The sequence below is a fragment of the Pseudomonas sp. RIT-To-2 genome (assembly GCF_029623465.1).
In the GTDB taxonomy this organism is placed as follows: domain Bacteria; phylum Pseudomonadota; class Gammaproteobacteria; order Pseudomonadales; family Pseudomonadaceae; genus Aquipseudomonas; species Aquipseudomonas silvicola.
The window spans coordinates 366,706-380,775 of sequence record NZ_JAPYKM010000001.1; the positions used below are offsets into that span (position 1 = coordinate 366,706).

At 63.8% G+C, this 14,070-nt stretch carries 11 protein-coding genes; 6 read left to right on the forward strand and 5 right to left on the reverse strand.

The genetic code is table 11. From position 1 onward, the window contains the following. Nucleotides 1-6 precede the first annotated feature (6 nt). From rsmA to QBK88_RS01770, 4 genes are read right to left on the reverse strand one after another with little or no spacing between them, the layout of a single operon-like run. Nucleotides 7-813: a 16S rRNA (adenine(1518)-N(6)/adenine(1519)-N(6))-dimethyltransferase RsmA gene (rsmA, locus tag QBK88_RS01755; RefSeq protein WP_277960652.1), complete on the reverse strand. Its 807-nt coding sequence runs from the start codon at nucleotides 811-813 to the stop codon at nucleotides 7-9. Further along, nucleotides 810-1,799 (reverse strand): 4-hydroxythreonine-4-phosphate dehydrogenase PdxA, encoded by a 990-nt coding sequence (pdxA, locus tag QBK88_RS01760; RefSeq protein WP_277960653.1) that lies wholly within the window; start codon nucleotides 1,797-1,799, stop codon nucleotides 810-812. The genes rsmA and pdxA overlap by 4 nt, the downstream gene beginning before the upstream one ends. Further along, complete coding sequence (locus QBK88_RS01765) at nucleotides 1,796-3,124, reverse strand: peptidylprolyl isomerase (RefSeq protein WP_277960654.1); 1,329 nt, start codon at nucleotides 3,122-3,124, stop codon at nucleotides 1,796-1,798. Before QBK88_RS01765 ends, pdxA begins: the two co-directional genes overlap by 4 nt. After that, a complete protein-coding gene (locus QBK88_RS01770) occupies nucleotides 3,105-5,924 on the reverse strand; it encodes an LPS-assembly protein LptD (protein WP_277960655.1) in 2,820 nt (939 codons plus the stop codon). Before QBK88_RS01770 ends, QBK88_RS01765 begins: the two co-directional genes overlap by 20 nt. Before the next feature lie 128 nt (nucleotides 5,925-6,052). On the opposite strand from QBK88_RS01770, the gene QBK88_RS01775 reads away from it, so the two are divergent. From QBK88_RS01775 to QBK88_RS01785, 3 genes are read left to right on the forward strand one after another with little or no spacing between them, the layout of a single operon-like run. Further along, a complete protein-coding gene (locus QBK88_RS01775) occupies nucleotides 6,053-7,078 on the forward strand; it encodes a phosphotransferase (protein ID WP_277960656.1) in 1,026 nt (341 codons plus the stop codon). Beyond that, nucleotides 7,075-7,746 carry an N-acetylmuramate alpha-1-phosphate uridylyltransferase MurU gene (gene murU, locus QBK88_RS01780; protein WP_277960657.1) on the forward strand — a complete coding sequence of 224 codons (672 nt, stop codon included), beginning with the start codon at nucleotides 7,075-7,077 and terminating at the stop codon, nucleotides 7,744-7,746. The genes QBK88_RS01775 and murU overlap by 4 nt, the downstream gene beginning before the upstream one ends. A gap of 1 nt (nucleotide 7,747) precedes the next feature. Then, nucleotides 7,748-8,515: a TerB family tellurite resistance protein gene (locus QBK88_RS01785; RefSeq protein ID WP_277960658.1), complete on the forward strand. Its 768-nt coding sequence runs from the start codon at nucleotides 7,748-7,750 to the stop codon at nucleotides 8,513-8,515. Nucleotides 8,516-8,575: 60 nt separating this feature from the next. On the opposite strand, the gene QBK88_RS01790 is transcribed toward QBK88_RS01785, so the two are convergent. Then, nucleotides 8,576-9,556 carry an alpha/beta hydrolase family protein gene (locus QBK88_RS01790; RefSeq protein WP_268147824.1) on the reverse strand — a complete coding sequence of 327 codons (981 nt, stop codon included), beginning with the start codon at nucleotides 9,554-9,556 and terminating at the stop codon, nucleotides 8,576-8,578. Nucleotides 9,557-9,650: 94 nt separating this feature from the next. Between QBK88_RS01790 and QBK88_RS01795 the strand changes: the two genes are divergently transcribed. The 3 genes from QBK88_RS01795 (at nucleotide 9,651) to QBK88_RS01805 (ending at nucleotide 14,044) form a co-directional block, all read left to right on the forward strand. Then, complete coding sequence (locus tag QBK88_RS01795; RefSeq protein WP_277960659.1) at nucleotides 9,651-12,044, forward strand: sensor histidine kinase; 2,394 nt, start codon at nucleotides 9,651-9,653, stop codon at nucleotides 12,042-12,044. Next, a complete protein-coding gene (locus QBK88_RS01800; RefSeq protein ID WP_268147828.1) occupies nucleotides 12,041-12,670 on the forward strand; it encodes a response regulator in 630 nt (209 codons plus the stop codon). The genes QBK88_RS01795 and QBK88_RS01800 overlap by 4 nt, the downstream gene beginning before the upstream one ends. Before the next feature lie 252 nt (nucleotides 12,671-12,922). Beyond that, nucleotides 12,923-14,044 (forward strand): ABC transporter ATP-binding protein, encoded by a 1,122-nt coding sequence (locus QBK88_RS01805; RefSeq protein ID WP_277960660.1) that lies wholly within the window; start codon nucleotides 12,923-12,925, stop codon nucleotides 14,042-14,044. The last annotated feature ends 26 nt before the right edge of the window (nucleotides 14,045-14,070 follow it).

The following is a 14,070-nucleotide window of genomic DNA, read 5'->3' on the forward strand; positions in this document are numbered from 1 at the left end:
GGTGGATCAGGCGGCGCCGTTCTGCTCGAACAGCTTGTCGGCCAGGCGCACGAAAGCGGCCAGGTCCAGCTGTTCAGGGCGCAGGCTGCCATCGACGCCGGCGGCCGTGATTTCTTCACTGCTGAGCAGGGCTTTGAGGGTGTTGCGCAGGGTCTTGCGGCGCTGGTTGAAGGCTTCGCGTACGACGCGTTCCAGCAGCTTGTGGTCCTTGGCTGGGTGCGGCAGGGTTTCGTGAGGCACCAGGCGGACAATGGCCGAGTCGACCTTGGGTGGCGGGTTGAATGCCCCGGGGCCGACGTTGAACAGGTGTTCCACGCGGCAGTGGTACTGGACCATGATCGACAGCCGGCCCCAGTCGCCGCCGCCAGGCCCCGCGGCCATGCGCTCGACCACTTCCTTCTGCAACATGAAGTGCATGTCGCGAATCAGGCCGGCGTTGGACAGGAGGTGGAAGATCAGCGGGGTGGAAATGTTGTACGGCAGGTTGCCGACCACGCGCAGGCTGCCAGGCGCGGCGCCCAAGGTGTTGAAGTCGAACTTCAGGGCATCGCCCTGGTGCAGGCGGAAGTTGCCACGGCCAGCGAACTGCTGGTTCAGGATAGGCACCAGGTCCTTGTCCAGCTCGACCACATCAAGCTGTGCGCCGCTGCCCAGCAGGCCTTCGGTCAGGGCGCCCTGGCCCGGGCCGATTTCCAGCAGGCGCTCGCCTTCGCGGGCATGAATGGACCGCAGGATGCGGTCGATCACGCCTGCGTCGTGCAGGAAGTTCTGGCCGAAGCGCTTGCGCGCCCGGTGTTGGTATTGCTCGGTCATATACGGGTCTCGGCCATCTGGTAGGCGGTGTCCAGCGCGACCTTGAGGCTGCCGGTGTCGATCCGGCCGGTGCCGGCCAGGTCCAGGGCGGTGCCGTGGTCAACCGAAGTACGGATGATCGGCAGGCCCAGGGTGACGTTCAACGCGGCACCAAAGCCCTTGTACTTGAGTACGGGAAGGCCCTGGTCGTGGTACATCGCCAGCACTGCGTCGCAGTGCTCCAGATATTTGGGGGTAAACAGAGTGTCGGCTGGCAGCGGTCCGCGAAGGTCCATGCCCTCGCTGCGCAGGCGCTCCAGTGTCGGTTCGATGATCTCGATCTCTTCACGGCCCAGGTGGCCACCTTCGCCGGCATGTGGGTTGAGGCCGCATACCAGTATCCGGGGCCGGGCGATGCCGAACTTGTCCTTGAGATCCGAGTGCAGGATACGGGTGACCCGCTCCAGGCGTTCTTCGGTGATGGCGTCGGCCACGGCACGCAGGGGCAGGTGAGTGGTCACCAGGGCGACCCGCAGGCCGTGGGTGGCGAGCATCATCACCACCTGTTCGGTGCGGGTCAGCTCGGCCAGGAATTCGGTGTGGCCGGAAAACGCGATGCCCGCCTCGTTGATCACGCCCTTGTGCACCGGGGCGGTGATCATCCCGGCAAAACGCCCGTCCAGGCAACCCTGGCCCGCGCGGGTCAGTGTTTCAAGGACGAAGGCGGCATTGGCGCGGTCCAGCACGCCAGCCTGCACGGGGGCGCCCAAGGGCGTGTCCCATACATAGAGGCTGCCGGCATCGGCTGGCTGGTCGGGCAGGGCGTCGGGGTCGACGGCCTGCAAGGTGACGGCCACCCCCAGTTGCGTGGCCCGCTCTGCGAGCAGGTCACGGCTGGTGATGGCAATCAGGGGGTGTGGCTGGCGATGCGCGGCGAGCAGAAGGCACAGGTCTGGGCCTATGCCTGCCGGCTCGCCGGGCGTCAGTGCGAAGCGCTGGGGCTTCACTGGTCGGCCTGTGCTGCCTGTTCGGCGCCAGGCAGCTTGATCTCGACGTAGGCCTCGTCGCGGATCTGGCGCAGCCAGCTCTGCAGCTCTTCGTCGTACTTGCGGTTGCGCAGCACCATCATGGCTTGCTGTTCGCGAGCCTGTTCGGTGTTGTCGGTGGCGCGGCGGCCCAGCACTTCAAGGATGTGCCAGCCGAACTGGGTCTTGAACGGCTTGGAGACCACGTCTTGTGCGGTGTCTGCCATGACCTTACGGAACTCCGGTACCAGCGACTGCGGGTCGACCCAGTTCAGGTCACCGCCGTTGAGGGCCGAACCCGGGTCTTCGGAATAGCTCTTGGCCAGCTCGCCGAAGTCTTCACCATCCTGGATGCGCTCGTACAGACGGTCTGCCAGTACCTTGGTTTCGGCATCGCTGCGTACTTCGTTGGGCTTGAGCAGAATGTGCCGTACGTGCACTTCGTCACGGGTAACGTTGCCGCCACCGCGTTTTTCCAGCAGCTTCAGGATAATGAAGCCGCCCGGGGTGCGGGTGGGCTCGGTCACGTCGCCCAGGGACAGCGCGCTGACCTGAGCGTCGAACGGCGGTGGCAGTTGCGCGGCTTTGCGCCAGCCCATGTCGCCGCCTTCCAGGGCGTTGTCGCTGCCCGAGTTGGCCACGGCCAGTTGGCCGAAGTCGGCACCCTGCTTGAGGCGGGTGTAGATATCGCCGGCCTTGCGGCCCGCTGCCTGGATGGCTTCAGAGCTGGCGCTTTCCGGTGTTGCCACCAGGATGTTGGCCAGGTGGAACTCTTCCGACAGCTGGGCCTTGCCCAGGTCCGAAGCCAGGAAGTTCTTCACTTCCTGCTCCGATACCTGGATGCGTTCGGCCACGCGGCGCTGACGCACACGGCTGATGATCATCTCGCGACGCACCTGGTCACGGGCGTCCTCGTACGACAGGCCGTCGTGAGCCAGTGCCGCCTGGAACTGCGCCACGCTCATGTTGTTGCGCTGGGCGATGGTGCCGATGGCCTGGTTCAGTTCTTCGTCGGTGATGCGAACGCCGGAGCGCTCACCAATTTGCAGCTGCAGGTTTTCGACGATCAGGCGCTCGAGCACCTGCTTTTCCAGGACATCGGCAGGGGGCACGTTAGTGCCGCCACGCTTGGCGATGGTCTGTTGAACCTCGCGGACGCGTTTGTCCAGTTGGCTCTTCATGATCACATCGTTGTCGACGATCGCGGCAACGCTGTCCAGAGGTCGCACGTCGGCGTGAACCGCGCCACTCAACAGCAGTGCGCCCAACAGCAAGGGGCGCAGACAATTAGTAAGCTTGCTCTTCACGTTCTTTATAACCCTGAATGCCCTTGTCGAGGAAAGACTCGACTTTATTGCCCACTACGCCGCCGAGCCCTTTGAGCACGACTTGCAGGAAGACACCGTGGTCGCCTTTTTCGTTCTGCGGCAGCGACTGGCTGAAGTCGTCGTAGTCAACCCAGTAACGGCTGATCAGGCGCAGCTTCCAGCAGCAGTTGTCGTACTCGAAACCGGCGAAGGATTCCAGGGTACGGTTGCGGTTGTAGTCATACTGCCAGCGAGCGATGGCGTTCCACTGCGGGACCACTGGCCACATGATCGAGAAGTCATGCTGCTGGATCTTGTAGTAGTCCTTGATGTAGTTCGCGTCGCCAGGGTTCCCATAGTCACCACCAAAGCCCCACTTACCGGTGGACGAGTCGTAGTGAACGATGTCGTCGCGGTAGCGATAGCCCAGGTTGACCACCTTGTTCGGGTTGTCTTCAGGCTGGTAGTGGAACATCGCGCTGCCCGAGCGGGTTTTGTGAGTGTCCGGATCCCAGTTGTAATCCGAATTGAAGCGCCAGTCGCGGTTGAAGTGGTATTCGTACTCCAGGGCATACGGGGAACGGCTGGCAGTCGCCTCGGCGCGGTCCTTGTAGTAGATGCCTGGCAGCTGGACCTTGCGGTCCTGCATGTAGAAGGCTTCGCCGAAGCTGAACTTCTGACGTTCGAAGCCGTTGTCTTCGATCCAGCGAGAGGTCGCGCCGAGCGAGATCTTGTTCTCGTCGCCGATGCGGTCATAGCCGGAGAAGCGGTTATCGCGCCATAGAGAGGAGTAGCTGAACTGGTTTTCTGCCGAGTCGAAGATCGGGATATTGTTCTGATTCTCGTACGGCACGTACAGGTAGTAGGCGCGCGGTTCGAGAGTCTGGCGATAGTTGGTGCCGAACATCGACGTGTTGCGGTCGAAGTACAGGCCGCTGTCCACGCTGTAGATCGGGATCGAGCGATCCAGATTGCTGTGGAAAGTTTCATACGTGCTAGAGGTAGCAGACTGTTGGGACAGGTCGTACTTGCCCTGAGCGTCCAGATCCAGTTGGTAGTCGGTGTAAACGAACTTGACCGACGGTTTGATGTAACCCCACGAAGCGGTCAGCGGCAGGCTCATTTGCGGCGCCAGGGTCAGGCGGTCACCATTGGCACGGGCAAGGCCAGAGACGTTCCTGTCGATCACGCCGCCGTCGGAACGGAAGGAAGTGTCGAGTTCGCCGTCTTCGTTGTAGTAGGTGCCATCACGCAGGTTGCGGTCGAACCGCACGGCCTCGGTCTGATAGGTAAAGTCCAGACCAGCCGGGTGGTAGGGTAGCGAACCATTGAAGGTAATCTGCGGCAGGCGCTTGTACGGGGTGATGTTCGACACCGTGGTCAGCTGATAAGCCTGCAGGTTGATCGCGGCATTGTAGTTGTCACCACGATAGTTGGCGGTCGCCTGCTGGTTCAGGTAATCCTGGTTCTTCACGCCGATCTGGTTGGTTTCCAGATCCTGGAAGTAGTAAGGGTCACTGATCTTGGTGTAGTCGACCTTGTAGGTCAGACGCTTGTCCAGGTCACCCTTGTGCTGCCAGTTGATCATCCAGCGGTCTTTGGAATAGTAAGACTGCTTGCTGCGCTCGTCGTCCTCGTCGCTCAGGTACGCGCCACCGAACTGCCCTTCGCTGGTCGGCGTCAGGTAGCGGAACTCGCCCTCGGTGAGCATGCCACGCTTGCTCATGTAGTGCGGGTACAACGTGGCGTCGTAGTTGGGCGCCAGGTTGAAGTAGTAAGGCGTGAGCAACGAGAAGCCGGTCTTGCTGCCGCTGCCGATGCTCGGCGGCAGGAAGCCGGACTGACGACGGTCGTCGATCGGGAAGTAGATGTACGGCGTGTACAGGACAGGAATGTCATGCACGCGCAGGGTGGCGTTGGTCGCCGTGCCGAAGCCGGTCGCCGGGTTCAGGGTGATGTTGTTACCCTTGATTTCCCAGGCGTTGCTCGCCGGCTCACAGGTGGTATAGGTACCATCCTTGAGGCGGATGATGGCGTTCTCGCCACGCTTGGCGTACAGGGCGCTGCCGCGAATACGCTGCTTGTGCATCACGTATTCGGCGTTGTCGACCTGAGCCGCGCCGGTGTCCAGCTGGATCTCGGCGTGGTCGCCCACCATCAGGGCGCCCTGGTCGCGGATCTTGACGTTGCCGGTCAGCTCGCCACGGTTCTCGGCCTGGTGCAGGCTGGCCTCATCGGATTCGGCCTGCATGCTGCCCTGGCGCAGGACCACGTCACCGGCCAGGGTAGCGGTCTGCTGCTCCTGGTCGTAGCGCGAGGCCTTGGCACCGATGAAGGTCGGCGAGTCCTGCTTGGAAGTCTTGTCGTCCATGCCCGGCCGGATCGGCTCGACATAGGCGCCTTCGCAGTAAGGACCGGTCTCGGCCAGCTGGGCAGCGGTGAGCTTGTCCCGTGGTACCCAATCGAGATGGCTGTAGTCGGCACTGCGGGATTTCAGGCCACGGCCCTTGCTCTCGGTAACGAGCATGGGGCCCTTGGCCTTCTCTTCCGCTGCGGCGGGCTGGCTCTGGTCGGCGCTTTCTGGCGCCGACGAGACAGCGCTGCCGTCATGGACCGGGCGAGGCGGCAGGACACCCACTGGGGCTTTGGGTTTGCACTCCCAGGCTCCCGCCGCGGAGACAGTACAGTCATACTGCTCGGCGGCCACCGCGAACGGTACGGCCAGGGGTTGCATCGCCAGCAAACCGCCGGTGACCAGCAACGGGAATTTTTTACGAAACGCGGGGGATTTCAATGCCATCTTATTAGTCCGGGCTTCCTGCGTGCCATCTGCCCGCGGTGGGGCCGCACGCCTCTCGATGGTCTGAAAAAGATGCTGGATAATAAAGCATGACCCGCTTGACGGCTAGCGCCGTCGGAGACTCTGTAATGCCCGATCAAGATGTACGCCTGCAACAGCTCCAGGTATGGCTCGACGAACAACTGGTGAAACTCTTTGTGGCCGGGGGCTGGGGGCCTGTCCCCCCGTCTTCGTTGACCGCCGCCAGCAGTGATGCAAGCTTCCGCCGATATTTCCGCTGGCAGGGCGGTGACCACAGTTTTATCGTCATGGACGCCCCGCCACCCCAGGAAAACTGCAAACCCTTCGTGGATATCGCCGCGCTGCTGGCCACGTCCGGCATCAATGTGCCGAAAATTCATGCCCAGGACCTGGAACGTGGCTTCCTGTTGCTCAACGACCTGGGCAACCAGACCTACCTGGACGTGATCGACGCCGGGAATGCCGATGCATTGTTCGCCGATGCCATTGATGCGTTGCTGGCGTTCCAGCAATTGCCCATGGACGCGCCATTGCCCAGCTATGACGTGGCCCTGCTGCGCCGTGAGGTGGAGCTGTTTCCCGAGTGGTACGTGGGGCGCGAGCTGGGCCTGACCTTCAGCGACGCCCAGCAGGCGCTGTGGCAGCGTACCAGCAGCCTGTTGATCGACAGCGCCCTGGCCCAGCCCAAGGTGCTGGTGCACCGTGACTTCATGCCGCGCAACCTGATGCACAGCCAGCCGAACCCCGGCGTGCTGGACTTCCAGGATGCGGTCTACGGCCCGGTGACCTACGACATCACCTGTCTGTTCAAGGACGCCTTCCTCAGTTGGCCCCTGGAGCGCGTGGATGCCTGGTTGCAAGGCTACTGGAACCAGGCGCGTGCCCGGGGCATCGCGGTGCAGGCCGACTTCGAGGACTTCCTGCGCGCCAGCGACCTGATGGGAGTGCAACGGCACCTCAAGGTCATCGGTATATTCGCGCGCATCTGCCACCGTGACGGCAAACCCCGTTACGTGGCGGACGTGCCGCGCTTCTTTGCTTATATAGAAGCAGTACTGGCGCGCCGGCCAGAGCTTGCTGAACTGGGCGAGCTGTTGGCCAGCTTGCGCGCAGTGAAGGAGGCGCGCGCATGAAAGCGATGATTCTGGCCGCAGGCAAGGGCGAGCGCATGCGCCCCCTGACCCTGCATACCCCCAAGCCGCTGGTGCGCGCCGGCGGTGTACCGTTGATCGAGTACCACCTGCGGGCGCTGGCGGCAGGGGGGTTCACCGAGATCGTCATCAACCATGCGTGGCTGGGACAGCAGATCGAAGACCACCTGGGCGACGGCTCGCGCTTTGGCGTCGTCATCCGTTATTCGGCTGAAGGTGAGCCGCTGGAAACCGGCGGCGGTATTTTCCAGGCGCTGCCGTTGCTGGGTGTGGAGCCTTTCGTGGTGGTCAATGGCGACATCTGGACCGATTACGACTTCAGTCGGCTGCGCCAGCCGTTGACCGGCCTGGCGCACCTGGTGCTGGTGGACAACCCGGCTCACCACCGCGCCGGTGATTTTCTACTGCAGGACAGCACGGTGACTGATGAGGGCGAGGCGGCGGCGCGCCTGACCTACAGCGGTATCGCCGTGCTGCACCCGGCGCTGTTTGCCGGTTGCAGCCCCGGGGCGTTCAAATTGGCGCCGCTGTTTCGCCAGGCCATGGCAGCAGGCAAGGTCACCGGCGAACACTTCACCGGGCGCTGGGTGGATGTCGGCACCCACGAGCGCCTGGCCGAGGTTGAAGCGCTAGTGCAAGGGCAGCACTGAGATGCTGTGGCCAGGGACCATCATAGGGGCGGGTGCTGGTTTCGCCATCGCCAATATTCCCGGGGCTCTGTTGGGCGCGTTGCTGGGGCAGGCGCTGGACCGGCGCTTGCAGCTGCAAAGCTGGGGCGAGCTGCTGGACCGAGTGCGTGGCAAATCGCCCTTGGGCGACGACCAGTTGCTGTTTGTCTTGCTCGGGCGGTTGGCCAAGTGTGACGGGCGAGTGGTGCAGAGCCATATCCAGCAGGCTCGGCAGGAAATGCGTGCCTTGGGCCTGGATGCGCCCCGGCAGCGGGTGGCCATCGCCGCGTTCAACCGCGGCAAGGGCGGCCGTGACCGTTTGCAGCACCACCTGGAGCGCCTGGGGCGCCAGCCCAATTCGGCCGAAGGTGTGCTGCGTGCCTGTTGGCGCATGGTGTGGGCCGATGGCCAGGCCACCCGTGGCGAGCGTGAACTGGTGGTGCAGTGGGGCAAATGGCTGGGCTGGAGCTCTGTGCAGGTGCAGGGGTTGTCGGCGGACTACGAGCCGGCGCGCAAGCCCCTGGCCAACAGTGGCGGCACCTACCAGGAAGCCATGCGCCTGCTGGGCGTGGCCGCTACCACCGAACCTGCGCAGATCAAGCGTGCCTACCGGCGCCTGCTCAGCCGCCATCACCCGGACAAACTCGCCGGTAGCGGCGCCACCCCGGCCCAGGTGCGCGAAGCCACCGAACGCACCCGTGAGCTGCATAGCGCCTATGCGATTATCCGCGAGCGTCGGGATTTTCGCTGACGGGTGAGCTGCAGCGGCCAGGTCCGCTGCTTGTTCTTGCTAGCCGCAGGTGCAGCGGGTTCAATCCACTGGTTTGGGGCTCAGCCAGCCACGTACGCGGCGGAACAGTTGCTCTTGTTCTGCCGTCTTGTCGGCCGGCAGTGCATTGAGCGAGATTTGCGTGTAACCGGTGTCCTTCAGCCGTTTGCTGGCCTGCAGCCGCGCCTTCGCGGCTTGCTGGGCGGCGACGGTGTCGCTGTAGAAGATGTCGGCGGTCGGCACTTTCAGCGTTGGCGCCAGGTCCTGCAGGCTCTGGCTGGCGCTGGTCGGGGTCATCGGGGCTACCATCACCAGGCGCTGGGCGTGGGGTTGCGGGCGCTCCTTGAGGTAACGCGCGGCCCAGTAGGCGCCCGTACCGTGCCCCAGCAGCACCACGGTGCGGGACTTCTGCTGCTGAGCAAAGGTCACCGCTGCGTCGATGCGGGCAAAGATGCGCTCGGCGTCGGCCTTGGCCAATTCATCGGCCGACTGCGCCGGGGCCTTGTCCGGCTCGGTGGCGGTCGCCTGTTCCACGGATGGGTTGGCGGGCGGGGTCGACTTGCTGTCGGCTTCCTTGGGGGGTGGCGCCTTGTCTTCCACCCGCGGTTGCGGGGCGTCGGCGCTCAGGTCCGGCAGGCTGATGCTCAGGCTGTGCCAGTTGGCGTCGGGCAGCTTGTTGCGGATGGGGCCGACGGCGTTGGGCCAGTCGGCCGTTTCGCCCGTGCCCGGGATGATCACCACCGCACCGGCAGGGTTACTGGTGTTGGCTGGCTTCCACAGGCCAAGAAAGCTGTCGCTGCCAGCCTGCAGTTGCTGTTGTTCGTCCTGGGGCAATTGCCGTTCCAGGGCCAGGGTATCTTCCTGGCTGCGCTCGAGCAGCGGTTGGCGCTCGACCTTGGGTTGCTCGGCCGCTTTGTCTGTGGCGGGTTTCTGCGCCGCGTCATCGGCCATCGCCGGCAGTGCCAGGGGCAACATCAGCGATAGGCAGAACGCCGGCAGCGTTGTGCGGTAGATTGAAGACATCGGATATTCCACGCCAGGTTGGTTCTGGCAGCCTAATGGTATTTGTCCCGAACCGCCAAACGTATAGCGTCGGTCATGGGTGATGAGAGCTGCGATGATTCGATTGTGCTGGGTGCTTATCGGCTGGTTGTGCATTCCCTTGATCGCCCTGGCCGCGCCGGTGGCGCTGAGCCCTGAACAGCAGTCATGGCTGGACCAGCACCGGGAGATTCGCGTGGGGGTGGTCTTGCAGGCACCGTTCGCCCAGTACGACCGGCGCTTGCAGCAGCTGTCGGGGGTCAATGTCGAGGTGATCACCTGGTTGGCCAAAAGCTTGCAGCTGGACCTGCACTGGCGCAATTTTCCTGACCAGGCTGCGCTGGAGCGCGCCCTGCGCGACGACGAGGTCGACATGGCCCCCGGCTTGGTACAGACCCCGGCCGGCCTGCGCCTGTGGTTGTTTTCCGACCCTTACATGCGCATTCCGCAATTGGTGGTGGGCGAGCGCAGCGGCGCCGTGGCCGTGGACCTGGAAAAACTCGACAGCAAAGACCGGGTAGCCGTGCGCATGCCCAGCGCCGTCGCCGATTACCTGCGCAGCACCTATTCGAACCTCAACCTGCAAGGCGTTCCACTGGAGCGCCAGGCGTTGCAGTTGTTGCTGAGCGAGCAGGCGCGGTATGCCGTGATCGATGAGGCGCAACTGGGGCGGCTGTCGGGGGAGAGCGATTTCGCCGACCTGGTGGTAGTGGGCGATATCGGCCTGCCGCAGTTATTGCGCGTGGCTTCGCGGCGCGATTGGCCAGTACTGGCCCAGGTACTGGAGGCGGCCCTGCAGGCCATTCCCGCCAAGGATCTGGAACAACTTCACGGCCGCTGGTTGCAACCACGCTACCCGCGCCTGACCGAGTCCCCCGGTTTCTGGCAGAACCTGAGCCTGCTCTTCGCCGTGCTGGCCCTGTCGGCCATCGCCATCGTCTTCTGGCAGCGTCGCCAGCAACACTGGCTGGAGGGCCGGCTGATGGAGGCCCGGGATGACATCGCCCGCCGCCAGGCCGGCGAAGAAGCGCTGCGCCTGACCCAGTTCTCCATCGACCAGAGCACCGTGGGCATCCTGTGGGTGAACTGGGACAGCCATGTGCGGTACGCCAATCGCGCCGCCGAAAACCTGTTGGGCTACCCGCCCGGTGCTGTGCTCAACCGCCCGCTGATCGATTTCGAGCCTGGCCTGCACATGGACCGGTGGTTGAACCTGTGGAAGCGTGCGCGGGCCAGCGAAGGCGAAGCCTTGAGCTTCGAGAGCCAGTGCCTGCGCGCCGATGGCAGTTTTCTGCCTGCCGACGTGTCCCTGAGCTTTCTGCGCTTTCACGACGCCGAGTACCTGGTGGTGTACCTCACCGATGTGACCGACAGGCGCCGCGCGACAGCGGCCCTGCAGGAAAGCGAGGCACGCCTGCAGGGCATCGCCGCCAACGTGCCCGGCCTGGTTTTCCGCCTGGAACGGCTGCAGGCCGGTGGCCAGTTGGAGTTTGCCTACATCAGCGAGGGCAGCGAGAGCCTGGTAGGGTATTCGCCGGCCGCGTTGCGCCACCCCGACATGGGCCTGCGCAACCTGGTGCACCCCCAGGACCGCGCCAGTTACCACCGTACCCAGGACCAGGCGCTGGACACCGACAGCGACTGGTCGTGGCAGGGCCGTATGCTCACCCGCGACGGCCGCGAGCGCTGGGCCGAGATCAAGGCCATGTCCCGCGGGTTGGGCGAAGGCCGGGTGTGGGATGGCATCGTCTGGGACATCAGCGAAAGCAAGCACGCTGAACTGGCCCTGGCGCGCTCCCAGGACCAGCTGCGCGAATTGTCGGCGCACCTGGAGAGCGTGCGCGAGGAAGAAAAGGCCCGTATCGCCAGGGAAGTGCATGACGAGCTGGGGCAGATGCTCACGGTGCTGAAACTGGAAACCTCCATGTGCGAACTGGCCTACGCAGACCTGGACCCGGGCCTGCAGGAGCGGCTCAATAGCATGAAGCGCCTGATCGCGCAGTTGTTCCAGTTGGTCCGCGACGTAGCCACGGCCTTGCGGCCGCCGATCCTGGACGCGGGGATCGGCTCGGCCATCGAGTGGCAGGCGCGACGCTTCGAGGCCCGTACGCAGATACCCTGCCTGGTACAGGTGCCCGAGCATGTGCCGGCGCTCAGCGATGCCAAGGCCACCGGCCTGTTTCGCATTCTTCAGGAAGCGTTGACCAACGTGATGCGCCACGCTCAGGCGCAGACAGTCGACATTGCCCTCGAGGTGGATGAAGATTGGCTGGTGCTCAGTGTCAGCGATGATGGCCACGGCTTCGTGGTCGGCGCGGGCCCTTCCACATCGTTTGGCCTGGTGGGCATGCGCGAGCGAGTGCTGATGCTTGGCGGGGTGTTGCAGTTGCACAGCGAGCCGGGGCAGGGCACTACCCTGCGGGTCCGCGTTCCAGTCAATGAGCGTTCGGTGTTGGGGGTAGGGCAGTGATTCGGGTATTGGTAGCGGAAGATCACACCATCGTGCGCGAGGGCATCAAGCAGTTGATCGGCCTGGCCCGGGACCTGCTGGTGGTGGGTGAAGCCAGCAACGGTGAGCAGTTGCTGGAAACCCTTCGGCACACGCCGTGCGAAGTGGTGCTGCTGGATATCTCCATGCCCGGGGTCAACGGGCTGGAGGCGATCCCGAGGATTCGCGCGCTGACCAACCCGCCGGCCATTCTGGTGCTGTCCATGCACGATGAGGCGCAAATGGCCGCCCGAGCGCTAAAGGTTGGCGCCGCGGGCTATGCCACCAAGGACAGCGACCCGGCCCTGCTGCTGACCGCCATCCGTCGGGTTGCCAACGGCGGACGCTACATCGACCCGGACCTGGCCGACCGCATGGTCTTCGAAGTCGGCCTCACCGATGCTCGCCCCTTGCATTCGCTGTTGTCGGAGCGCGAATTCTCGGTATTCGAGCGCTTGGCCCAAGGCGCCAACGTCAACGACATCGCCCAGCAACTGGCGCTGAGCAGCAAGACCATCAGCACCCACAAGGCGCGGTTGATGCAGAAACTCAACGTCACCTCCCTGGCCGAGCTGGTGAAATACGCCATGGAGCATAAATTGGTCTGACGCTGGACCAGGCTGAAAAACTCGCCGGCAAGCCAGCGCCTGCCACGGAGTATTTATCCAATTGCGACAGGGGTGGGGGCCTGATTCCGCGCCTTGCCGAAAAAACATATCCATCCCCGCCATCCGTGTAGGGCAATCCCTACCCCCAGCCCTCCAACCGGCTGATGTCATTCTCTCCCAGCCCCCGATTTGCGCGGCCTGCAGCCTTCACTAGGCTTGTTCACACGGCAGTCATAATCGAAAGGTGTGGGTATGAGCGAGGTGAATTCAAGCGCTGGGGCGAGCGATGTGCTGGTCAGCTTTCGTGGCGTGCAAAAGAGCTACGACGGTGAAGTGCTGATCGTTAAAGACCTCAATCTGGATATCCGCAAGGGCGAGTTCCTGACGCTGCTTGGCCCTTCTGGCTCGGGCAAGACCACCAGCCTGATGATGCTGGCCGGCTTCGAGACGCCGACCGCGGGCGAGATCCTGCTGGCCGGGCGCTCGATCAACAACGTGCCACCGCACAAGCGCGATATCGGCATGGTGTTCCAGAACTACGCGCTGTTCCCCCACATGACCGTGGCTGAAAACCTGGCGTTCCCGCTGTCCGTGCGCGGCCTGAGCAAGACCGATGTCAGCGAGCGGGTCAAGCGGGTACTGGACATGGTGCAACTGGGCAAATTCGCCGCGCGTTACCCGGCCCAGCTGTCCGGTGGCCAGCAACAGCGCGTGGCCCTGGCGCGAGCGCTGGTGTTCGAACCACAACTGGTACTGATGGACGAGCCCCTGGGTGCTCTGGACAAACAGCTGCGCGAACACATGCAAATGGAGATCAAGCACCTGCACCAGCGCCTGGGCGTCACCGTGGTCTACGTGACCCACGACCAGGGCGAGGCGCTGACCATGTCCGACCGGGTGGCAGTGTTCCACCAGGGCGAGATTCAGCAGATCGCCCCGCCACGCACCTTGTATGAAGAACCGCGCAACACCTTCGTGGCCAATTTCATCGGGGAGAACAACCGCCTCAGTGGCCGCCTGATTACCCAGGATGGCGACCGTTGCGTGGTTGGCCTGGAGCGCGGCGAGAAAATTCAGGCGCTGGCGGTGAACGTCGGCGAGCCGGGCTCCCCGGTGACTTTGTCGATCCGCCCCGAGCGGGTGTTCCTCAATGGCCATAGCGAGCAATGCAGCAACCGATTCTCTGGCCGGGTTGCCGAATTCATCTACCTGGGCGACCACGTGCGTGTGCGCCTGGAGGTGTGCGGCAAGTCGGATTTCTTCGTGAAGCAGCCAATTGCCGAGCTGGACCCGGCACTGGCGGTGGGCGATGTGGTACCGCTCGGCTGGCAGGTCGAGCACGCGCGTGCGCTGGACCCGTTGTTAGTCGACTAGAGGCGAGCCAATCGCCCCAAGCAACA